General features: G+C 70.0%; 24 protein-coding genes. 10 read left to right on the plus strand and 14 right to left on the minus strand.

The window, feature by feature from the left end:
- Positions 1–28: 28 nt before the first annotated feature.
- Positions 29–1,309: a glutamate dehydrogenase GdhB gene (gene gdhB, locus CNO20_RS18045; protein WP_101297607.1), complete on the minus strand. Its 1,281-nt coding sequence runs from the start codon at positions 1,307–1,309 to the stop codon at positions 29–31.
- Between the two features lie 177 nt (positions 1,310–1,486).
- Between gdhB and CNO20_RS18050 the strand changes: the two genes are divergently transcribed.
- From CNO20_RS18050 to CNO20_RS18060, 3 genes are all read left to right on the plus strand, one after another.
- Entirely contained in the window at positions 1,487–1,999 is a 513-nt protein-coding gene (locus CNO20_RS18050; RefSeq protein ID WP_394337274.1) for a MaoC family dehydratase, read from the plus strand.
- 70 nt (positions 2,000–2,069) lie between these two features.
- A complete protein-coding gene (locus CNO20_RS18055; protein ID WP_101297608.1) occupies positions 2,070–2,684 on the plus strand; it encodes a PH domain-containing protein in 615 nt (204 codons plus the stop codon).
- Complete coding sequence (locus tag CNO20_RS18060; protein ID WP_101297609.1) at positions 2,681–3,259, plus strand: PH domain-containing protein; 579 nt, start codon at positions 2,681–2,683, stop codon at positions 3,257–3,259. Before CNO20_RS18055 ends, CNO20_RS18060 begins: the two co-directional genes overlap by 4 nt.
- On the opposite strand, the gene CNO20_RS18065 is transcribed toward CNO20_RS18060, so the two are convergent.
- From CNO20_RS18065 to CNO20_RS18085, 5 genes are all read right to left on the minus strand, one after another.
- Positions 3,251–3,652, minus strand: a complete 402-nt coding sequence (locus tag CNO20_RS18065; protein ID WP_101297610.1) for a DUF5658 family protein — start codon at positions 3,650–3,652, stop codon at positions 3,251–3,253. The genes CNO20_RS18060 and CNO20_RS18065 overlap by 9 nt on opposite strands.
- Before the next feature lie 114 nt (positions 3,653–3,766).
- On the minus strand, positions 3,767–5,515 hold the full coding sequence (locus CNO20_RS18070; RefSeq protein ID WP_101297611.1) for an acyl-CoA carboxylase subunit beta: 1,749 nt from the start codon (positions 5,513–5,515) through the stop codon (positions 3,767–3,769).
- A gap of 159 nt (positions 5,516–5,674) precedes the next feature.
- Positions 5,675–6,562: a class 1 fructose-bisphosphatase gene (locus CNO20_RS18075; RefSeq protein ID WP_101297612.1), complete on the minus strand. Its 888-nt coding sequence runs from the start codon at positions 6,560–6,562 to the stop codon at positions 5,675–5,677.
- Between the two features lie 4 nt (positions 6,563–6,566).
- Positions 6,567–7,397 carry a class I fructose-bisphosphate aldolase gene (locus tag CNO20_RS18080; RefSeq protein ID WP_101297613.1) on the minus strand — a complete coding sequence of 277 codons (831 nt, stop codon included), beginning with the start codon at positions 7,395–7,397 and terminating at the stop codon, positions 6,567–6,569.
- Between the two features lie 145 nt (positions 7,398–7,542).
- Positions 7,543–8,130: a helix-hairpin-helix domain-containing protein gene (locus CNO20_RS18085; protein ID WP_101297614.1), complete on the minus strand. Its 588-nt coding sequence runs from the start codon at positions 8,128–8,130 to the stop codon at positions 7,543–7,545.
- A 144-nt stretch (positions 8,131–8,274) separates the two neighbouring features.
- Between CNO20_RS18085 and CNO20_RS18090 the strand changes: the two genes are divergently transcribed.
- The 4 genes from CNO20_RS18090 to CNO20_RS18105 all read left to right on the plus strand — a co-directional run bounded on the left by CNO20_RS18090 (position 8,275) and on the right by CNO20_RS18105 (position 12,297).
- Positions 8,275–9,132, plus strand: a complete 858-nt coding sequence (locus CNO20_RS18090) for a 3-hydroxyacyl-CoA dehydrogenase family protein (protein ID WP_101297615.1) — start codon at positions 8,275–8,277, stop codon at positions 9,130–9,132.
- 118 nt (positions 9,133–9,250) lie between these two features.
- Positions 9,251–9,832 carry a DUF302 domain-containing protein gene (locus tag CNO20_RS18095; RefSeq protein ID WP_101297616.1) on the plus strand — a complete coding sequence of 194 codons (582 nt, stop codon included), beginning with the start codon at positions 9,251–9,253 and terminating at the stop codon, positions 9,830–9,832.
- A gap of 280 nt (positions 9,833–10,112) precedes the next feature.
- Positions 10,113–11,087, plus strand: a complete 975-nt coding sequence (gene mvaD, locus CNO20_RS18100; protein ID WP_101297617.1) for a phosphomevalonate decarboxylase MvaD — start codon at positions 10,113–10,115, stop codon at positions 11,085–11,087.
- A gap of 73 nt (positions 11,088–11,160) precedes the next feature.
- Complete coding sequence (locus CNO20_RS18105; protein ID WP_101297618.1) at positions 11,161–12,297, plus strand: NAD(P)/FAD-dependent oxidoreductase; 1,137 nt, start codon at positions 11,161–11,163, stop codon at positions 12,295–12,297.
- Positions 12,298–12,384: 87 nt separating this feature from the next.
- Here CNO20_RS18105 and CNO20_RS18110 read toward each other — a convergent pair whose 3' ends face one another.
- Together CNO20_RS18110 and CNO20_RS18115 are read right to left on the minus strand one after the other, a co-directional pair.
- Complete coding sequence (locus tag CNO20_RS18110) at positions 12,385–13,200, minus strand: BtpA family protein (RefSeq protein WP_101297619.1); 816 nt, start codon at positions 13,198–13,200, stop codon at positions 12,385–12,387.
- 93 nt (positions 13,201–13,293) lie between these two features.
- Positions 13,294–13,785, minus strand: coding sequence for a GNAT family N-acetyltransferase (locus tag CNO20_RS18115; RefSeq protein WP_101297620.1), 492 nt, complete (start codon positions 13,783–13,785; stop codon positions 13,294–13,296).
- A 109-nt stretch (positions 13,786–13,894) separates the two neighbouring features.
- Between CNO20_RS18115 and CNO20_RS18120 the strand changes: the two genes are divergently transcribed.
- Positions 13,895–14,905 (plus strand): AIR synthase family protein, encoded by a 1,011-nt coding sequence (locus CNO20_RS18120; RefSeq protein WP_101297621.1) that lies wholly within the window; start codon positions 13,895–13,897, stop codon positions 14,903–14,905.
- Positions 14,906–14,913: 8 nt separating this feature from the next.
- On the opposite strand, the gene CNO20_RS18125 is transcribed toward CNO20_RS18120, so the two are convergent.
- Genes CNO20_RS18125 through CNO20_RS18135 form a run of 3 tightly spaced genes read right to left on the minus strand, consistent with a single transcriptional unit; the run spans position 14,914 to position 17,256 of the window.
- A complete protein-coding gene (locus CNO20_RS18125) occupies positions 14,914–16,005 on the minus strand; it encodes a CNNM domain-containing protein (protein WP_101297622.1) in 1,092 nt (363 codons plus the stop codon).
- A 58-nt stretch (positions 16,006–16,063) separates the two neighbouring features.
- Positions 16,064–16,369, minus strand: a complete 306-nt coding sequence (locus CNO20_RS18130; protein ID WP_101297623.1) for a hypothetical protein — start codon at positions 16,367–16,369, stop codon at positions 16,064–16,066.
- On the minus strand, positions 16,366–17,256 hold the full coding sequence (locus CNO20_RS18135; protein WP_199174917.1) for a M14 family metallopeptidase: 891 nt from the start codon (positions 17,254–17,256) through the stop codon (positions 16,366–16,368). The genes CNO20_RS18130 and CNO20_RS18135 overlap by 4 nt, the downstream gene beginning before the upstream one ends.
- A 147-nt stretch (positions 17,257–17,403) precedes the next feature.
- Between CNO20_RS18135 and CNO20_RS18140 the strand changes: the two genes are divergently transcribed.
- On the plus strand, positions 17,404–17,826 hold the full coding sequence (locus CNO20_RS18140) for a CBS domain-containing protein (RefSeq protein WP_101297624.1): 423 nt from the start codon (positions 17,404–17,406) through the stop codon (positions 17,824–17,826).
- Positions 17,827–17,884: 58 nt separating this feature from the next.
- On the opposite strand, the gene CNO20_RS18145 is transcribed toward CNO20_RS18140, so the two are convergent.
- Both CNO20_RS18145 and CNO20_RS18150 read right to left on the minus strand, forming a co-directional pair.
- Complete coding sequence (locus CNO20_RS18145) at positions 17,885–18,964, minus strand: D-glucuronyl C5-epimerase family protein (RefSeq protein ID WP_143423287.1); 1,080 nt, start codon at positions 18,962–18,964, stop codon at positions 17,885–17,887.
- A gap of 182 nt (positions 18,965–19,146) precedes the next feature.
- Positions 19,147–19,800 carry a helix-turn-helix domain-containing protein gene (locus tag CNO20_RS18150; protein ID WP_101297626.1) on the minus strand — a complete coding sequence of 218 codons (654 nt, stop codon included), beginning with the start codon at positions 19,798–19,800 and terminating at the stop codon, positions 19,147–19,149.
- 16 nt (positions 19,801–19,816) lie between these two features.
- Between CNO20_RS18150 and CNO20_RS18155 the strand changes: the two genes are divergently transcribed.
- Entirely contained in the window at positions 19,817–20,551 is a 735-nt protein-coding gene (locus CNO20_RS18155) for a class I SAM-dependent methyltransferase (protein WP_199174918.1), read from the plus strand.
- 47 nt (positions 20,552–20,598) lie between these two features.
- On the opposite strand, the gene CNO20_RS18160 is transcribed toward CNO20_RS18155, so the two are convergent.
- A complete protein-coding gene (locus tag CNO20_RS18160; RefSeq protein ID WP_199174919.1) occupies positions 20,599–21,447 on the minus strand; it encodes a creatininase family protein in 849 nt (282 codons plus the stop codon).
- Between the last annotated feature and the right edge of the window lie 66 nt (positions 21,448–21,513).

The raw sequence follows: 21,513 nt of genomic DNA on the forward strand, positions 1-21,513 counted from the left end.
CAACCGAATCGACGGGATCCCGCCGCGCCTACGGCCAGAGACCGCGCGCTTCGTGCGCCTCGGCGACCCGCGACAGCGCGACGACGTAGGCGGCGTCGCGCCACGTCACGCCCCGCTCTTCGACCACGTCGCGGACCGCGTTCCACGCCTTGAGCATCTCCGTTTCGAGTTCGTCGTTGACGCGTTCGAGCGACCACGCCCGCCGGTTGATGTCCTGGAGCCACTCGAAGTACGAGACGGTGACGCCGCCCGCGTTCGCCAGGATGTCCGGGATGACCCGGATCCCGCGCTCCTCGAAGATCGCGTCGGCGCCCGTCGTCGTCGGACCGTTCGCCCCCTCGACGATCATCCGCGCGCGCACGTCGTTCGCGTTCGCCGCGGTGAGGACGTTGCCGACCGCGGCGGGTACGAGCACGTCCACGTCGAGGAGGAGTAGCTCCTCGTTCGACAGCGTCTCCGGCGCGTCGTAGCCGGAGACCATCCCGGGGCGCTCGTCGTGACCCTCGACGTCGCGGGTGTCGAGGCCGTCGGGATCGTACACCGCGCCGTCGACGTCGCTCACAGCGACGACGGTCGCACCGCGGTCGTCGAGGTAGCGCGCGGCGTTCGCGCCGACGCTGCCGAACCCCTGCACGGCGACCGTCGTCTCTTCGAGTTCCCAGCCGTAGTAGTCGATCGCCTCGCGGGCGACGATCCCGACGCTGCGGCCGGGGGCCTCCTCGCGGCCGCGGCTCCCGCCGATGACGGGCGGTTTGCCGGTCACGACGCCCGGGATCGTCTCGCCCTCCTGCATCGAGTAGGCGTCCATGAACCACGCCATCGTCTGCGGGTCCGTCCCCATGTCCGGCGCAGGGATGTCGCGCATCGGTCCGATCACGTCGCGCAGCTCCTCTGCGAATCGCCGGGTGAGCCGCTCCTTCTCGCCGTCGCTGAGGGTCTTGGGGTCGACCACGACGCCGCCCTTGCCGCCGCCGAAGGGGATGTCCATCACGGCGCACTTCCAGGTCATCCACATCGCCAGCCCGACGCATTCCTCGGCACTCACGTCGGGGTGGTACCGCAGCCCGCCCTTGAACGGGCCCCGGACGCTGTCGTGCTGCGCGCGGAACCCCGTGTAGACCTCCGTCTCGCCCGTGTCGCGCTGAAGCGGGATCGACACCTGGTGGACTTTGTCCGGGTGCTTCAGCCGCTCTATGATCCCGGGGTCGACGTCCAGGTGCGCCGCCGCGCGTTCGAGCTGCCGTCGCGCCGTCTCGACGGCCGTCTCCGACTCCTCCAGTTCCGGTGCCGTAGCTGTTGCGGATGACATGACTGAGTACGTTCGCTCTGTCGGCGAAGGCGCGCGATCGCGTGCGCGTGAGTCGCACGCCGCCCGTCCAGAAACCGCCCGCCGATCGCTCCGTCTCTCTCGCGTCGGGGGCATTCACTCGGTGTCGTCCGCGCCACCATATAATTATTATTGTATTGGGTTCATTTATGACCTAATATGGCACACGTACGGAGTCGACGGACCGTCACCGTTTTCGTCCGCTCGCGCGACTCGCCGCGCATGCCCGGACGCTACTACGAGGAGTTCGAGGTCGGCGAGACGATCGAGCACGGAAAGCGGCGCACGGTGAGCGAGAGCGACAACCAGCGGTTCTGCGACATGACGATGAATCAGCAGCCGCTGCACCTGGACGCCGAGTTCGCCGCCGACACGCAGTTCGGCCGGCGGCTGGTCAACGGCCTCTACACGATGAGCCTCGCGGTCGGACTCACCATTCCGGAGACGACCGACGGAACCATCGTCGCCAACCTCTCGTACGACAACGTCGAACACCCCGCGCCGGTGTTCCACGGCGACACCATCCGCGCGCAGTCGACGGTGACCGAAAAGCGCGAGACCAGCGACGGCGAGCGCGGCGTCGTCACCATGCGCGTCGAGGCGTACAACCAGGACGACACGCTGGTCTGCGAGTTCGACCGGACGGTGCTGTCGCTGAAGCGCCCCGGGTGACGCGGGCGCGCCGGGGTCGAACGGTGCGGGCCCGCCAAGCGTTTTATCCGTCGGCCGCCATCCCGCGTTCATGGACGCGGACACGCCGCTCGACTGGCTGACCCTCGACGACGACGAGGAGGTGCTCTGGGCCAGCACCCCGCACCGCTACAGTCTCGTTCCGGAACTCGCCGTGGGGATCCCCCTGTCGCTCGTGCTGATCGGGATTCCGATCGTCGTCGCCGCCTACCTGCGGTACCGGAACACGAACTACGTCGTCACCACGTCCGGGCTGTACCGAAAGACCGGAATCCTCTCCCGGGACGTCCAGAAAGTCGGCTTCGACAAGGTGCAGAACATCTCGTACACCCAGACCGCGCTCGGCGCGTACCTCGGGTACGGCGACGTCGACGTCAGCACCGCCGGCAGCGCCGGCGTCGAGCTCCGGTTCCGGAGCGTCCCCGATCCGGCAGCCGTACAGGAGCTCATCGGACGGCGGACGGACCGCCGAGACGAACGGGAGACGGCAGACGGGAAGGCCGCGGTTCTCGACGAGATCCTCGACGAACTGCGGGCGATCAGGCGGACGCTGGAGGCCGACGGAGCCGCGACCGTCGAGGACCGGAAGGGCGACCGGAGCGGTGCCGGTACCGCTCCCGCGCCCTCGGAGCTGATACCCGACAGCGACGGCGACCGAGAGCCGTGAGTGCGGACGAATCCTGGCTGTGGCTCCGGGAGGGCGAGGAGGTGCGGTGGCGCGGTCGCCCTCGGCTCGCGCGCGTCCTCCCGGCGGTCGGCGTCGGCCTCGCGGTCGTCGCGGCCGCGGCGGGGCTGGCGGCACTGGTGGATCCGCTCGCTCTCGCCCTCGCCGCGTTCGGACTCCTCCCTCCGCTGGCGGCCGCTCTCCGGGTCACGAACACCGCGTTCGTCCTCACCGGCCGCACGCTGTGGATCAAAACCGGCGTCCTCGGTCGCTCCGTCCGGCGAGTGCCCCTCAGTCTGGTTCAGAACACGGCCTCCCGGCAGTCGGTTCGCGGATCGCTCTTCGGGTACGGCACCGTCGTCGCGGAGGTCGCGGGCGGCCCCGACGCCGTCCTCGTCGACGTCCCCGATCCGCGAGAAGTGCGCGAGTTGATCGACGACGGGGCGGTGAACCGCGGTGAAAAAAAGGAGGTCCCGGGCAGCGTCGACCAGTGGCGGGAAGTCCTGGCGGCCGTCCGGCGGATCCGGATCGCGATCGAGATGCGAAATCGGGCGGGTTTCGACCGCGCGTCAGAGTAGCCCGCCGAGCACCGCGGCGTTGACGCACACGGCGACGATCCAGGGGAGCGACAACAGCGCGGGGATCAATCGCTGGTACCTGACGGGGACGATCAGCCACCCGAGAACGCCGACGGAGAGCGCCGCGCCCTTGAGCCCCGCGAGGCCGACGACGGGACCGAACGCCGAGATGGCCGCGACGGCGACCGGATTCGCCTCGGCGAAGCCCCGCCGGAGCCCGACGACTGTCAGTCCGATGTCGAGCCAGAACAGCGAGAGGACGGCCGCCCACAGGTACGTTTCGACTCGGTCGACCGAGTCGAGCGAGGACGTCGATCGGTTTCGAACGGCGCACGCGACGCCCCGGGCGAGCTCGCGGAGACACGTCGCGGCGGTTCCCTCCGTCGCGGCCATGACCGACCCGACGCGCGTACGGACGAATACTATCCACACCCAAAAATCCGATAATGGGTCCCTAAACCGGCCAGGAACCTCGTTTCCGGGTCGGACACGCCTCGCTCCCGCCGATCAGAGGACGGTGCCGTGCTTTTTGTCCGGCAGCGACTTCTCGACGGTCTCGTAGAAGTCGAACCGCCGCACCAGCTCCTCCCGGAGGTCGCTCGGCGGGACGATCTCGTCGATGACGACTTCGCTCGCCATGCGGTGGGCGTCGATGTCCACCCGGTACTCCTCGCGGAGTTCCCGTTCGCGGGCCGCCCGCTCCTCCGGGTCGTCGATGGCGGCGAGCTTGTTCGCGTACACCGCGTTGATGGCCGCCTCCGGACCCATGATGGCGATCTCCCCGCTCGGCAGGGCGATGACGCTCTCGGGGTCGTAGGCGGGCCCCCCCATCGCGTATATGCCCGCGCCGTAGGCCTTCCTGACGACGACGGTCTGCTTCGGGACCGTCGCCGACGAGGTGGCGTAGATGAACTTCTTGCCCTTCTCCAGGATCGCGTCCTTTTCCACCTGCGAGCCGGCCATGAACCCCGGCGTGTCGCAGAGGTACAGGAGGGGGATCTCGTAGGCGTCGCAGGTCCAGATGAACTCGGCGGCCTTCTCGGCCGCGTCGGGGAAGATGGCCCCCGAGCGCTCGATCGGCTGGTTGGCGACGACGCCGACGGGTCGCCCGCCGATCCGGACGAACGCGGTGACGATCTCCGTTCCGTAGTCGGGCTTGAGTTCGAACGTCGACTCCGCGTCCGCGATCCGATCGATCAGGTCGAACACGTCGTACGGGCGGTTCGGCGACTCGGGGATGAGCTCGTCGATGCCGTCCGGCGAGTACTTCGGGGGCTTCGGCTCGCTCCGCGGCGGCTTCTCGCCCGCCTTGTCCGGCAGGTACGAGAGCAGCCCCGCCACGAGCTCCCGGGCGTGCTCCTCGTCGCGCGCGACGAGGTCGGCGCTGCCGGAGTACTTCGCGTGGATCTCCGGACCGCCGAGGTCCTGCATATCGATGTCCTCGCCGGTCACCATCTTCACCATCCGCGGGCTCGCGATGGCCATGGAGCTCATCCCCTCGACCATGATCGTGAAGTCGGCGAAGACGGGGGTGTACGCCGCCCCGGCGATGCAAGGGCCGTAGAGCACGCAGATCTGGGGGACGCGGCCGGAGAGCATCGAGTGGTTGTAGTAGTACTTTCCGATCCCCTCGCGATTGGCGAAAAAGCCCGTTTGCTGGTCGATGCGGCCGCCGGACGAGTCCATGAGGTACAGCACCGGCTTGCCCGACTTGAGCGCGCGTTGCTGCATCCGGAGGAACTTCTCGACGCCCAGCCGGGCCATGCTGCCGGCTTTGACGGTGAAGTCGTTCGCCATGAAGTGGAGGTCGCGACCCTCGAACTCGGCGGCCCCCGTGATCATCCCGTCCGCCGGGAGGCGGTCGTTCGGATCGTACTCCTCCACCTCGGGGCTGTCGGGGTGCCACGCGTCGAAGTGCGCGAACTTCCCGTCCTCGAATGTGACGCCGTCGGCGCCGAACCAGAGATCGAGCCGGTCTCGGACGAACAGCTTCCCCTGGTCGGAGAGGCGCTCCCGGTACTTCTCGGGGCCTCCCTGCAGGATGTCCTCGATCTCCGCCCGCAGGGCCGCCTCGCGTTCGGTCGGCCCGAGGTCGTCGTCCAGCGGGTACTCGGTTTCGGGCGGTTCGGCCGTCGCCGAGGGCGCGTCGTCGCCCCCGACGTGTACCTCGATGTCGACGCCGAGATGCTTCGCGAGCGCGGTGGCGATGGCGCTCGCCTCGTCTTCGCTCGCGCCCTCGCCGATGCGGACCTTCATGGTGCGACCTCCGTCCGACGGTTGCAAATGGTTTTCCATGTGAATCCGCCCCGACGCGGGCCGTCGCCGCGCCGCTCCGCCGGCGACTCCGCGTTCGAAAACGAGCCTCCCGACAGGAGAGTGCCTTCGGCCGGAAGGGCCGGCGACCGGAGCGAACGCTCAGGCCAGCGCCGATTCGAGTCGCTCCACGAGCGCCGCGTTCCCGACGTACAGCGGCACGCGCTGGTGGAGGGCGTCGGGCTCGACGGCGAGCAGCGAGCGCTCGCCGTCCGACGAGCGGCCCCCGGCCGACTCGATGATGTAGCCGATCGGAATCCCCTCGAACTGGAGGCGGAGTTTGCCCTCGGGGGCCGACCGGAGCGTCGGGTAGGCGAACACCCCGCCGTAGGTGAGCACCTGGTTGATGTCGCCGATCATCGCCCCGCCGTAGCGGAGCTTCATGCTCTCGTCGCTTTCGACCTCGCGGGCGTATTCGGTGAACTCGGGCGTCCAGTCGGGGACGCGCCCGCCGAAGCCGTAGACCAGCGGATCGTCCGGGAGGGCGACGTCCTCGCGGACGGCTTCGAGTTCCCCGTCGTCGACGACGTACTCGGTGACGGACCGGTCGCGGGCGACGGCCATCGTGGTGATCGGCCCGTAGAGGACGTACGCCGCCGCGACGAGATCCCCCCCGGCCGCGGGGAGCGGCTGGTCGTAGACGGCGACGATGGTCCCCATCGTGTTGTTCGGCTTGAGGTTCGACGAGCCGTCGAGGGGGTCGATGCCGACGGAGAGGCCCTCGCCCTCGCCGACGGCGATCACCTCCTCGCGCTCCTCGCTCGCGTACTCGACGACGCCGTCGATCGCGCCCAGCCGCTCCAGGAGGAGTTCGTCGGCGTAGGCGTCCGCCTCCAACTGCTCTTCGCCGCTCGGGTTCGTCTCGTCGCGCTTCACCCGCCGGCCGGGGAGGCAGCTTCGGATCTCGGGCGCGAGCGCCGCGACGGTCGTGATGACCTCGTCTATCGGATCGAACTCCGGCGACCCGGGGGGAGCGACGGTCGTACCCATCGGGTCAGTCGAGCGCCGCGCCCGCGCGTTCTTCGCCGGCGGACGACATCTCGCCCAGCGCGTCGTCGGCCGTCGCGCCCTCGAAGATCACCGCCTCCAGCGCGTCGAGGAGTTCCGTCGCGTTCTCGCGCTGGAAGACGTTCCGCCCGACGGCGAGGCCGGATCCCCCCGCGTTCATCGCCGACTCGACGGTTTCGAGGAACTGCCGGTCGTCCGTCTTCGACCCGCCGCTCATGACCACTTTCGTCCCCGCGGCGGACTGACAGACCCACTCCATCGCCTCGGGCGTGCCGGGGTACTTGACCTTCGTGATGTCCGCGCCGAGTTCGAGCCCCATGCGGGCGGCGTAGGCGATCGTGTCGGGGCTCCGATCGTTCTTCAGCCCCTGCCCGCGCGGGTAGGACCACATGACGACACCCATGTCGTGCTCGCGGGCAGCCTCGTGGGCGTCTCGGAACTCCTCTGTCATCTCCACCTCCTTGTTCGAACCCCCGTACACGGTGAAGCCGATCGCGTCGGCGCCGAGGTCGGCGGCGTAGTCGACCGACCAGTTGACCGAGCTGTCCGGTTCACCCATCCACAGGTTCGACGTCCCGTTGAGCTTCGCCAGGAGCGTCACGTCGTCCTCGTAGGAGGGGTAGTACGCCTCCGCGACGCCCTTCTGCACCGCGAGCGCCGTCACGGCGTCGTGGGTGGCGAGTTCGAACACCGTCTCGGGGTCCGTCGTCTCCGGGACTGGCTCGAAGTCGACCGGCCCGTGCTCCAGCCCGTGGTCGTACGCGAGGATCAGCGCCTTCTCGTCCCGGGTGATCGCTTCGTCGGCGTGTGGAAGCATTCGGTTGCATCTCCGGCAACCAACTATATAAATGGAGGGGCCGCGTGACGAACCGGGAACGTCCGATTTCTGGGAGGTAGAGGCCTCTATCCAGATTTTACACGGGATAGAATAGTGAAGATAATTACTACGGGAGTAGTAAACCCTACTCCCGCCTTCCGCGGTCGCGCGCGGCCTCGTGCCACCTTCGAACCGTCGAGGCGTCGAGGTCGAGCACGTCGGCGACGCGGTCGGGATCGGCCGTCGCCAGCCGCCGGACCGACGCGATGCCGGCCTCCGCGAGCAGCGCCGCGCTCTCCGCGTCGACCGACGGAAGCGCGGTCACGGGCGTCGGTCTGCTGCGGGTTCGCCAGGCCGTCTCGGCGGCCTTCGGATCGCCGCTCCCGTCGGTTTCCGCGGGAGACGAGGGCGACTGGTCGGCGTCCCAGTCGCCCGAACTGGCGGCGACCCAGGCTCTCTCGGCTTCGCCGAGTCCCCGTATCTGCGTCGAGCGGCGTTTCAGATCCGCCCCCGTGGACTCGAACGACCAGGGGAGCGAGTGCTCGCGCCTGATCCGGGCGGCCACGCCCGGATTCACGCCGGCCTCGACGAGCTGCGCGTACGAGACGCGCCGTCCCGCGATGTCCGTCGCGTCGACGTTCCGATCCGCGAGCACCGTCGCCGTCGCCGGTCCGACAAACCGGAGGTCGGTCGGGTCCTCGATCGCCTCCCCCGCGTTCGTATCCTCGCTCATTCCCCTCTCACCGGACGAACGAACATTCTCCCGAAGTGACTTGAAACTTTCTCAACCTGTATTCCAGGTTGAACGTTTCGTCAGACGCGGGACGAATCGGGGCGCTCCGCTATCCTTACGTCGGTGCCGACGCCACTCCCGGGCATGCGTGGCATGGACAGCATCGAGCGGATCGGCGTGATCGGCGCGGGGACGATGGGCAACGGCATCGCGCAGGTCGCCGCGACGGCCGGCTACGACGTGGTGATGCGCGACCTCGAACGGGAGTTCCTGGACCGCGGGTTCGAGAGCATCGACGACAGCCTCTCGCGGCTCGTGAGCAAGGACCGACTGTCCGAGGACGAGGCCGAGGAGATTACGGGCCGCATCACCGGAACGACCGAGTTCGACGACCTGGCGGACTGCGACTTCGTCGTCGAGGCGGCCGTCGAGAACATGGACGTAAAGCGAGACATCTTCGCCGACCTGGACGAGACCGTCGACGAGGACGTGGTTCTCGCCACGAACACGAGCACGCTCTCGATCACGACCATCGCGAGCGCGACCGAGCGTCCGGAACTCGTCGTCGGCCTGCACTTCATGAACCCCGTTCCGATCATGAACGGGGTCGAGGTGGTCGTCGGCGAGAAGACGGACGACGCGGTCGTCGGGCTGGCCCACGACCTCGCGGAGAATCTCGGCAAGGAGACGTGGGAGTCCGACGACAAGCCCGGCTTCGTCACGAACCGGATCCTGATGCCGTGGATCAACGAGGGGATTCGGGCGTTCGACGAGGGCGTCGCCACGAAGGAGGACGTCGACGCGGGAATGAAGCTCGGGACGAACGTCCCGATGGGCCCGCTCGAACTCGCGGACCACATCGGGCTGGACATCTGTCTGGACGCGAGCGAGACGCTGTTCGAGGAACTCGGCGACCGGTACAAACCGGCGTACCTCCTGAAGCGGAAGGTCGACGCGGGCGATCTCGGCAAGAAGACCGGGAGGGGCTTCTACGAGTACTGACGAGCGACGAGCGGCGGTCCGGTCGCATGCCGCCCCCGACGACGCCCCGGTAGGTTCCAGATACGGGCTGTAACGGCCGCATTACTTCCCCGGAGCGGCCGCTCTGTTCTCCCGGATCATGCTCGAAGACAGACGGACGTTCGTGCGACTCGCCGGAGTCGCCCTCGGACTCGCCGGCGCGGGAACCGCCGTCGCGGGCGGGGACGACGGATCCGGCGACGAAAGCGACGGCCACTCCGACGATGGAAGCGACGACCGATCCGGCGACGGAGCATCCGGACTGGGAGGCGAGTGCGCCCTCGAAGGCGTCGGTCTCGAAACCGTGGAGAGCGACGAGTGCTTCGGCGCGACCGTCGATCGGATCACGGGGGCGATCGAGGGCAACGAGAACCTCGCGCTCCTCGCGACGATCGACCACGCGGCGAACGCCGAATCGGTCGGCCAGGACCTGCGACCGACGACGCTGCTGCTGTTCGGCAACCCGGAGGTCGGCACGCCGCTGATGCAGGAGAGCCCGACCGCCGGCATCGATCTCCCGCAGAAACTGCTCGTCTGGGAGGACGACGACGGGTCGGTCAAGGTGACGTACAACGACCCCGAGTTCCTCGCGGAACGGCACGGAATCGACGGACAGGACGAGCGGATCGGAATGGTTTCGAGCGCGCTGAAGGCGCTCGCTTCGGGAGAGGTGGACGAGTAAAGAGAAAAGAGGGGGGAGACGCGGACGCCGCGTCCGGACCACCCGGGTTTCGCGGCAGGACGCCCCGGCGTCCCGTCGGCGGATCGATTTTATCTACGAGAAGGGGACCATCGCCGCTATGCGCTGAAAGACGCCGCGAGGTGGTCGGCGGACGCACGGCACGTCACCTCGCGCTCCCCGCCGTCCGTGCCGTCTGTTTGCCCACCTTACCGGCGCTCCGTCCCTCTCCGGGCCGAGGACATTCAGCACGCTTAACCCGCCCCCGAACGGGCGACAACGTATGAAGGCCACCGCGCGGGCCCACCCCATCCAGGGGCTCGTCAAGTACCACGGGATGCGCGACCCGGAACTCCGCCTCCCGTACCACGACAGCATCAGCGTCTGCACCGCCCCCTCGAACACCACGACGACGGTCGAGTTCCGGCCCGACGCCCCGGAGGACGTCTACGTGATCGGCGGCGAGGAGGTCGAGGGTCGCGGCGCCGAGCGCATCCGGGCGGTCGTCGACCACGTCCGCGACCTCGCCGAGATCGACCACGCGGTCCGCCTCGAAAGCGAGAACTCCTTCCGGTCGAACGTCGGCTTCGGCTCCTCGTCGTCGGGGTTCGCGGCCGCCGCGATGGCGCTCTCGGCGGCCGCCGGCCTCGACCTCTCCCGCCCCGAGATCTCGACGATCGCCCGCCGGGGCTCCTCCTCTGCGGCGCGTGCGGTCACCGGCGCGTATTCGCACCTCTACGCCGGACTGAACGACCACGACTGCCGCTCCGAGCGCATCGAAACGGACCTCGAAGACGACGTGCGGATCGTCGCCGGGCTCGTGCCGGCGTACAAGGAGACGGAGCAGGCGCACGCCGAGGCCGCGGACAGCCACATGTTCCAGGCGCGGATGGCGCACATCCACGGACAGATCGCGGAGATGCGCGACGCGCTCCGGGCCGCCGACTTCGACCGAACGTTCGAACTCGCCGAGCACGACTCGCTGTCGCTCGCGGCGACGACCATGACCGGCCCCGCCGGCTGGGTGTACTGGCAGCCGCGCACGCTCGCCATCTTCGACGCCGTCCGCGAACTCCGTTCCGAGCGGGACGTTCCGGCGTACTTCTCGACGGACACCGGCGCGAGCGTCTACGTCAACACGACGGCGGACTACGTCGACGAGGTCGAGGCGGCCGTCGCCGACTGCGGCGTGGAGACCGAGGTGTGGGGAGTCGGCGGCCCCGCCGAGGTGCTGTCGGCGTCCGAATCGCTGTTCTGAGCTCCCGTCCCGCGTCCGCGACGGGGCCGCGCGAGTCCGTGTCCTCTTGTCCCCTCGGTCCGTAGGGAGCCGCATGCGAGTCGTCGTACTCGGCGCCGGCTACGCCGGTCTCTCCCTCGCCCGTCGCCTCGAAGACCGCCTCCCCGCGGAAGTCGACATCGTCGTCGTCGACGAGTCGGCGGAACACCTCGTCCAGCACGAGGTCCACCGGGTCATCCGCCGCCCCTCCGTCGCCGACGCCATCACCGTTCCGCTCGCCGAGGTACTCGGCCGCGCCGAGGTCGTCACCGCCCGCGTCGAGGCGGTCGACGCCGACGCGCGGGAAGTCGCGCTCGACACCGGCGAGACCCTCGGGTACGACTACGGCGCGGTCTGTCTCGGCGCGGAGACGAACTACTACAACCTTCCCGGCGTTGAGGAGCACGGCGCGCCGCTGAAGCGGCTCGAGCACGCGGAGCGCATCCGCGGGGACTTCCTCGACCTCTGCGCGTCGGGCGGGCGAGCGATCGTCGGCGGGGCGGGCCTCTCCGGCGTGCAGGTGGCGGGCGAACTCGCCGCGCTCGCCCGCGAGGAGGACGCGGAGGCGCGCGTCGAGGTCGTCCTCCTGGAACAACTCGACGAGGTCGCCCCGGGCTTCCCGTCCAACTTCCAGCGCGCCGTCCGGGACGAACTCGAGGCCCGCGGCGTGGTGATACGAACTGGCACGGCCGTCGAGCGGGCGACGGCGGACGAACTCGAACTCGCCTCGGGGGCGCTCGCGTACGACCAGTTCGTCTGGACCGGCGGCATCGCCGGCTCGGCGGCGATGGGCGGCGACCGCCCCGTCGTCCGAAACGACCTCCGGCTGAACCGCTCGACGTTCGTCGTCGGCGACGCCGCCCGGGCCGTCGACGCCGACGGGGAGCCCGTTCCCGCCAGCGCCGCGGCGGCGGTCCGCGAGGCCCGCACCGTCGCCGCGAACCTCGCCCGCCTCGTCGAGCACGACATCTCGGGAGACGGCGGCTTCGAACCGCACCTCGAACCCTACCGCTTCGAGGTGCCCGGCTGGATCGTCTCGGTCGGCGACGGCGCCGTCGCGCAGGTCGGCCCGACGGTGCTCACGGGATCGGCCGCGAAGGCGATGAAGGCGACCGTCGGCGCGGGCCACCTCGGCACGGTCGGTGCGATCAGAAAGGCCGCCGAACTCGTCGAACGGGAGTTCGACGCCTGAGGGGCGTTCGATGTCCGCGCCCGAGGGACGTTCGACGTCCGCGCCCCGGACGAGCTTCCGACCGCTCCGTCCGCGCTCCAGCCCGCCTCACTCGCCCCGCGCGTCGTCCGCCGCCGCGACGAACCGCGCCACCCGGTCGGCGTCGACCGGGTTCGTCGTCTCTCCCCCCTCCTTGAGCGCCGTCCCGACGACGACGCCGTCCGCGACGGCCAGCAGATCTGCGACGGTTTCCGGGGTCGCGCCGCTGCCCACGAAGACGGGCGCCTCCGAGTCGAGTTCGTCCCGACGGGCGGCGATCGCTTCGAGGCGGTCGAGATCGACGGCGCGTCCGGTGCCGGCCCCCGAAGCGATGATCCCGTCAGCCAGGCCCCGGTCGATCGTTTCGGCGACGGTCTCCGCCGCGCCGCGCGGGGCGAGCGGCGCGGAGTGTTTCACGTCCACGTCGGCGAGGACGCGCACGTCGGCCTCCAGGCGTTCGCGGAGGCGCATCGTCTCGTGGGCGCGCCCCTCGACGACGCCCTGATCCGTGACGCGCGCCCCGGTGTGGACGTTCACCCGGACGAAGTCGGCTCCGGTCGCGGCCGCGACGGACAGCGCGGCCTCGGCGTCGTTGCGCAGCACGTTCACCCCGACCGGCAGGTCGGCGGCGTCGGCGACCGCGGCGACGTGGCCCGTCATCGACGCGACGACGTGCTTCGGAACGTCGTCGGGGTAGAACGGCGCGTCGCCGAAGTTCTCCACCGCGACGGCGTCGACGCCGCCCGATTCGAGCGCCTCGGCATCCCGGACCGCGCGCTCGCGGATCCGCTCGCGGTCGCCGTCGAACCGCGGCGATCCGGGGAGCGGCAGGAGGTGGACCATTCCGATCACGGGACGGTGGGTCCCGAAAACGTCGGCGTTCATACCGGCCGGTCGGCGAGCGGGGACAAAGGTCGTGCGGAAGCGTCGCTCCGGGTCCCGGACCGCGTCGCTATCGCGATCGGAGCCGCTTTGCGATCAGAGTCGCTTCGTCATCTTCACGTGCGGGATGTCGGCCTCGCAGAACACGTCGCTCACTGTCTCGTAGCCCAGCCGTCGGTAGAACGCCTCCGCGTGGGTCTGGGAGTTGAGCGTCAGCTCGGCGAACCCGCGATCGGCGGCGGTTTCCTCGACCGCGGCCATCAGCCGCCTCCCCCAACCGTCGCCCCGGGCGTCGGGGAGGACCGCGACGCGCTCGACCTTCCCCGTTCGGCCGCCGGCGGATCTCGAGATCGATCGACCGCCGTTCGATACGCCTCCGACCGCCTCGCCGTCCAGGGGTCGCAACCGCGCGGCTCCGATCGGTCGGTCCCCGTCGTAGGCGACGAAGTGGACCGCGCGCTCGTCGTGCTCGTCCCACTCGATATCCGTCGGAACGCCCTGCTCCTCGACGAACACCCGCCGCCGGACGGCGAAGGCGTCCTCCCGCGTCCGGTCGTCGTCGGCGACGACGACGCAGTCACCCGTCATCGGCGGTCGTTGCCGCCCGACGGGCAGAAGCGTTGCGGGTTCCGGCGACCTGCCCGCGGCGCTCGGGCGCAACGAGTAGCGTTTTGCGCGCCGCCGAGAGAGCGACGGTATGGCAGACCTCGGGAAGATCGACCGCGCGTTCTTCGACGAGCACATCGCGCCGCGGCTCGGCGCCGACCGCGACGACGTGGCCATCGGGCCGAAGCACGGCGTCGACTTCGGAATGATCGAGGTCGGCGGCCGCGCCGTCGTGTTGGCGACCGACCCGCTCTCGGTGCTCCCCGAACTCGGCTTCGACCGCGCCGGGCGGTTCGCGCTGCACGTCGTGCTGTCGGACGTCGCGGTCAGCAGCCTCCTTCCGACGCATCTCGCCGTCTCGTTCGCGCTCCCGCCGGAGATGACCGACGACCAGTTCGCCGAGCTCTGGGGGGCCATCGACGACGAGGCGAGCGCCCTCGGGACGAGCGTCGCGACGGGACACACCGCCAGGTACAGCGGCGTCGAGTACCCGTGGGTCGGCGGCGCGACCGCCCTCGCCGTCGGTGACCCCGCCGACGTCGTCCGCCCGGACGGCGCCCGACCGGGCGATCGGATCCTCGTCACGAAGGGTCCCGCGGTCGAGGCGACGGGCCTCCTGACGACGCTGTTCGGCGACCGGATGGACCTCCCGGCCGAGACGCTCGCGGCCGCGCGGGAGCGGCTCGACGAGACGCGGACCGTCCGGGACGCGGTCGCGGCGGCCGCGGCGGGTCCGGTGACGGCGATGCACGACGCGACCGAGGGCGGCCTCTACGGCGCGTTCGCGGAAGTCGCGGAGAGCGCGGGCGTCCGCATCGAGATCGAGCGCGACGCGGTGCCGATCCGGCCGGGGGTGACGGAGACCTGCGACTACCTCGGCATCGACCCGTGGACAGCGACGAGCTCCGGCACGCTCGTGTTGGCCGTCGCGCCCGGGGGCGTTGGCGCGGTCGTCGACGCGCTCGACGCGCGCGGAACGCCGGTCGGCGTCGCCGGCGCGGTCGCGGAGGGCGAGGGCGTCCTCGTCGACGGCGAGCGCGTCGAACACCCCGAAGTCGATCCCTCGTGGGCGGTTTACGCGGAGTACGCCGGGTCGGAGTGACCGGGCGCTCAGCCGGCGGTGGACGCGGCGATCCGTCCCCGATCGGTCGGATCCTCGAGCTCGCCCATCACCGACTCGAACGCGTCCGTCGCGGTCACGAGCCCCGCGACCTCCCCCTCGTCCCGCACGAGCGCGAGCTCCTGGTTCTCGGCCTGAAACCGGTCTATGACCCCGCTGATCGTCGTTTCGGCGTCGACTGTCAGCGGGTCGGCCGCGAGCGCCTCGAACTCGATCTCCCCGTCGCGGAGCGCGTCGAGCTTCCGGGTGATCGTCGGGACGTAGACGATCCCGCGGAAGTCGTCGAGCGAGTCGCCGACGAGCGGGAACCGGGTGTGGGGGTTCTCCTCGATGACGTCCAGGTTCTCCTCGAACGGCCGCTCGGTCGAGAGCGCGACGACCTCGTCCGGGTCGATGACGATCTCGCGGACGGGCCGCTCGCCGACGCGGAGCGCGTTGAGCACCTCCTCGCGTCGCTCCTCGGACAGATCACCCTGGTCGAGCACCTCGCCGATCCTGTTCCGGAGGTCCGCCCGACTCTCGACCGCGTCCGCTTCGGCCTCGACCCACGAGCGGCTGATCTCGACGCCGAACAGCCGGAGGGTCCACTTTGCGACCTTGTCCCCGACGAAGATGAGGGGGTAGATGACCTTGGTGAACCAGTACAGCGGGCGAGCGCCGTACCGGGCGATGAGCTTCGTCCGCTCGACGCCGAGGTACGTCGGCGTCTGCTCGCCGTGCGTCAGGTGCAGCAAGTTGATGACGAGGAACGACAGCCCCGCGGCGACGATGTGCGTCGATCCGGGCGCGAGCGAGTCGATCCGCGCCGCGCCGAGCAGCGGTTCGAGCACGCCGACGAGCGCCGGCTCCGCGACGATGCCGACCGCGATGCTCGACGCCGTGATGCCGACCTGACAGCTCGTCAGGTAGATTTCGAGCCGTTCAGTCATCTCCCAGGGGAGCCGGAGGCCGGGCGCGTCGAACTCCGACTCCGGGTACTGTCGGACGCGCGTGAGCGCGAACTCCGTCGCGACGAAGAAGGCGTTCGCAAGGATGAGAAGCAGTCCGGCGGCGAGCCGCGCGCCCGTGACCAACGTGTCCATCTTAGTGACCTCCGCGTCCGGCTACACGTCTGACCCGGATAAGCGAGGTGGCCGCGGTTCACCGACCGCGAACGAGGTAGTAGGCGCCGCCGACTGCGACCGAGAGCCCGTAACTGCCGACCAGGAACGGCCCCCAGTAGACCCACAGCGCGTAGTTTGGAAAGAGGACGCTCCCGATCGAACTCCCGACGGTCATGAGGAGGTACCCCGGGTAGGCGAGCGGCGTCATGAGCCGCGCGTCGAGCCGTCCGACGAGGAGGGGAACGACGAGCAGCGCGTAGACGCCGAGGACGACGGGGCCGGCGAGGAGGTCGCGCGCGGAGAGAGTCCGTTTTCGCGCAGGCGAGTGCCCTCGGTCGATCATCGGCGCAGCGACTCCTCCCTCACGCTCACGTCGGGTCGGTGAGAGACCCCGTGCTGGGCGAGGAGCGTCGACGCGAGGAGCTTCGTCCAGCGGACGCGGGTCCGGAGATCGAGCAGGAAGGTCGTCGCCTCGACGATGTAGCCCGGCCGGTCGAGGTCGCCCACGACCTTGTGGACGAGCAGCGGAGCGTCGCCGTCGATGACGTTTCCGCGGCGGAAGCGGTGGAACGGCATGGCCCACGGGACGTGCTCGTCGTTCACGTACTCGATCGCCGCGTCGGCGCGCTCGACGGCGTTTCCGACCGCCGCCGGGAAGACCGCCTGGCCGACCGACCCGCGGTGGACCCCGTAGATGCCCCGCGCCCAGTGGAGGTCGAGCACGACGTCGGGGTCGTGGCGCTCGACGACCTCCCACAGCGCCCGCGCCAGTTCCGTCGTCGGCTCCTCGCCGGGCGGGAACTGGCGGTTCAGATCGCCGCCGATCCCGTGGCGCGTCCCCCGCTCGATCGCCACCCGGTTCGCCCGGGGAACCACGACCGCCGTCCCGGAGCGGAACTCCCACTCCGCGACGTCCTCCGCCGCGAGGTAGCCGCTCCGCTCGCTCCCGTGAACGCCGCCGAAGACCATCGCCGTCGGCCCGGACTCGGGGGCGTCGACAGTCACGACCTCGGTTTCCTGGTTCGTTCCCGTCAGAATCGTCTCCGTCGTTCGCTTCGCCTCGGCCGCCCCGCCCGCCCGCGCGCGGTCCGGGCCGTCGGCGTCGACCGGTCCGGGGTCGGCGAGCGCGGAGCCGACCCGGTACCCGAGGTCGGGGTCGAACCCGAGCGCGGCTCCGAGCCCGAGCCCGGCGACGCCGACCGATCGCGCGAGGAACGTCCGTCGTCTCATCATCGGACACCAGTCGTCGCCCGACCATGATTATGTCCCCGATAAGTCCCCGAGCGGTCGGTTCCGAGACGGAGTCCGCCCGACTTATACGGCTGACAAATGAAAGCACCGTACTTACTCGGCCGGCGGGAGACGACCCAGGTAGGCATGCCCGTCAGAGACCTCGCAAACAGCAACGTCGTGACCGCGAGCAGAGACGCGTCCGTCCCCGACATCGCCGCGAAGCTCGCCGACGAGAACGTCGGCGCCGTCGTGATCACGGAGGACGAAAAGCCGGTCGGCGTGGTGACCGACCGCGACATCGTCCTCAAGATTCCGGAGGGTGACGTCACGTCGATGACGGCCGAGGACTTCATCGACGAGGACGTCGCGACGGTTCGTGCCGACGCCGAGGGGATCGAACTGGCCCGGACGATCGGCGAGCGGAAGGTGCGGCGGATCCCGGTCGTCGACGACGACGGCAAACTCGTCGGCATCGCCACGCTCGACGACATGGTCGCGACCATCGGCGAGGAGCTGGGGGAGGTCGCGGACGTGATCGAAGCGCAGTCGCCGGGCTACTCGCCGTAACGCCGGTCGCTCCTCCGGTCGTCCGCGAACGCGGTTCAGCGCCGTCGCGAGGAGGCGATCACCCGGTCCCCGCGGACTCGGGGTTGTCCGACTCGAACTTCCGCCGCATCTCGTCGAAGTAGTCGTCGCCGGTGATCCGGTGGAGCTGGCGGAGCTGGTGGATGTGGACCGCGTGGTAGAAGTCGTTACCGCGGTAGCCGCGGTTCAGCCCGTACCAGCTCACCTCGCCGGGTACCCTGTACTCCTCCAGGTGGCGCGCAACGGTCGTGATCGCCGCCTGGACCAGCGCCTCGCTGAACGCGGTTTTTCTGAGCAGCCAGTACTCGTACAGTCCCCACAGCCCGACGTTGAACCCGTTGAGCACGTGCGTCGGCGGGTCGTGCGGGTACTCTTCGATCCAGTAGTAGCCGTCGTCGTCGACCATGACGGTCCAGGGTCCCCCGCCGGCCGAACGCTTCAGCCGAACGAAGCTCCGGAACACCGCGTCGGCGATCTCCGCGTACCGTTCTTCGCCCGTCTGCTCGTGCAGTCGGAGGTACGCCGAGAGGGAGGTTCCCTGCGACATCCCCGAGTACCACGGCGGGTCGAGCGTCACGCCGGACCCGCCTTTCGCCATCGTGTACGGGAAATAGAGGCTCCCGTCGTCGGTGCGAGTCGCCGTCTCCAGGAAGGCCGCGCCGATTTCTTTCGCCTTTTCGAGGTACGGATCGCGGCCGATCTCGCGGTGACAGTGCAGGAGGCGCAGCGCGAGCCGCGACGTGCGGAGCGGCATGATTCCACGCTCGCCCCGGATGGTCGATTCGACCACGTTCGGTAGTTCGTGGACTCTCGCGGCGTCGTAGCGACACTCCGGCGGCTCGCGGCGGTCGTGGATGAACTGCGGGCGCTCCTCGTACGGAACCTCCCGCAGGTCGTACGGCTCCCGCTTCGCGGCGACGCCGCCGACGTCGACGGCGCTCGGGGTCGGTCGGGAGGTCGTCGTTTCGGTCGCCGTCGGGGCGTCGGTCTCGGTCGGCGCGGCGGTCGTCGTCGGCCTCTCCGATCCCGCGGTCGCTCCCTCGCCGCGCGGCGCGTCGGTGACGTCGCTACAACCGGCTAATCCAGTCGCCAGCAGGGCAGCGAACGCGCGTCGATCCACCCGGGTCACCTCCCGCGGCGTCGCGAGGGGCAGCCGTCGCTATCCCGGGGGTCCGGCGATTCGCGGAGGGGACGTATCGGGGACATACTCTATTCATGTAATACTAGAATACGATGTATTAAATTTCCGGAATGAGATATCATCCCCCTCGCGGATCGTCTCACCGGCGGGCCGCCGTCGGCTCAGCGAACGGTCCGCGCGACGGCCTTCGCCTCGGCTTTCCGGAGGTGTTCGCCCGCGGTCGCTCGCCCGATCCCGACAGCCGCCGCGATCTCCGCGAGCGTCGTTCGCCGCGGGATCTCGTAGTATCCCATGTCGACCGCGACGGTCAGAAGCTGCCGCTGGCGGTCGGTCAGCGCCGCCTCGGGATTCCGCGCGTTCCGAGCGTAGTCGCCGGTTCGTTCGAGTTCGACGCCGACCGACTTCGCGGCCTCGTCGATCGCGCGGCGGAGCGCCCGGCTCCCGCCGAGGAGCGTGACGCGGAGGTCGCCGGTCGCGGTGTATTCGAGCGGCGCGTCGAGGACGATCTCGTTCCGCCGGAGGATCGAGAGCAGCGACGCGACCGGATCGGTCGGGACGGAGTGGACGTACGCCACCCCGGTCCTCTCGCCGACGACGTCGCACGCCAGGACGCTCGGGCTCGACGCGAGGAGCTCCCTTGCGCGGTCGAGGTCGCCCCGGAGCTCGTACGACGCGGCGATCGTGCCGTCGTCGAGTCGGTTGACGCGGCGGATCCCCTCGCGCGTCACCCCCGGCTCGTCGGCCAGCGCGCACTCCGCCGGGTGAAATCCCCCGGAGCCGGAGTCGATCCGGACCGTCGCGTATCTCGCGCGCACTGCCGGGACGGAGGAGATGGGGGGAGATAAATGTGCCAGCGGCGTCCGGCGCTACCTCCATGACCCGCCGCCGCGAACGGACGGACGTGAGACGACCGTTCGATCCGTCCGCGGGGAACCGACGAACGAGGGCTCGACGGCCGCGCCCGACCGAAGCGGGCGGGCTGGTGATCGGGAGGTGTCCCCCGTGAAGTGGCTTTTGCGCCGGGCGTTCGCGGAACCCCGAGGGGTGCTCGGACGGATCGGCGGCCGAGTGATGGCCCGGACGAACGACGACGCCGTCCGGCGGACGCTCTCGCTGCTCGACGTGCGTCCGACGGACCGCGTCCTCGAAGTGGGGTTCGGGCCCGGCGTCGGGATCGAACGAGCGAGCGCGGCGGCGTCCGAGGGGTTCGTCGCGGGGGTCGACGCGTCGGAGGCGATGGTCGACCAGGCCCGCCGTCGAAACGCGGCGGCGATCGCCTCGGGTCGGGTCGACCTGCGGCTCGGGTCGGCCCTCGACCTCCCGTTCGACGACGAGTCGTTCGACGCCGCGTTCAGCGTCAACTCGATGCAGGTGTGGCCCGACGCGGCCGCGGGGCTCCGGGAGATCCGACGCGTCCTGAAACCCGGCGGTCGCGTCGCCGTCGCGTTCACGCCGCGCGCCGGACAGCCGACGGACGAGCTGGTCGGGCTGCTCTCCCGCGCCGGGTTCGAGTCCGTCCAACTCGAAGAAGGAACGGCGGCGACGTGCGCGCTGGCGCGGAAGTGAGCCGGATCGTTCATCGGCTCTCAGATCGGCTGCGCCGCCGAGCGCCTTCAGCGCGCGGTGTCGTCGCCACCGTCGCCGTCGCTCCCCCCTTCTGCCTCCAGCGCGTCGACCAGCAGGCGGATCCGCTCGACGGCGGCGTCTACGAGCGCGGAGCCCTTCTCGCGGGTGGCGGCCGTCGGGTCGCCGACGTTCCCGGCGGCCGTCAGTTCGGCCATGTCCTCGGCGGTGAGCGCCCAGCCGACCCTGTTGTCGCCGAGCGCATCGTAGTCAGTGAGCGGCAGCGACTCCTCCGGCGGATCGACCGCCTCCGCGCGGTCCGCGTGGACAAGTTCCGGCAGCAGTTCGAGCATGATGCTCGTCTCGAACTCCGAGGCGTGAAAGGAGACCTCGCCGGTCCTGATCTCGGCGGCGACGTCCGCGAAGAGCTCCACGAGCGGAACGTGGAACGCCTCGACGCCGTATTCGGTCCGGAGCCGACGGACGACGATCTCGAGTTCGGGGTCCTGCGCGAGGTAGTGACCGTTGAGCAGGAGGACGCGCTCGACGCCCCACTCGGCGGCCGACGCGCAGACGTCCGTCACGTAGCGCTGGAACGTCTCCGTGCCGACCGTGAACGTGCCCGGCTTGAACGCGTGGTGGGGGCTGACGCCGTACCAGACGGGGGGCGCAAGGAGCGCGGGACTGCGCTCGGCGACGCGCTCTGCGATCGCTTCGGGCATGAAGACGTCCACTCCGAGCGGGAGGTGGCGGCCGTGTTGTTCCGTGCTGCCGACGGGAAGGAGCATCGTGCGGCGGTCCCCGACCGCGGCTTCGACCTCCTCCCACGTCATTTCGGCGAGTCGGTACGGTCGGGCGTTCGTCTCCGAATCGGCGTCCGGGTTCGCGTCGGCGTTCATGCGTCGCGTCACGTTTCGCCGGCGGCGGCGTAAGTCGACCGAGAGCGGTAGTCCGTGCCGGGGAAC

It is taken from the genome of Halegenticoccus soli, assembly GCF_002844195.1.
GTDB lineage: Archaea > Halobacteriota > Halobacteria > Halobacteriales > Haloferacaceae > Halegenticoccus > Halegenticoccus soli.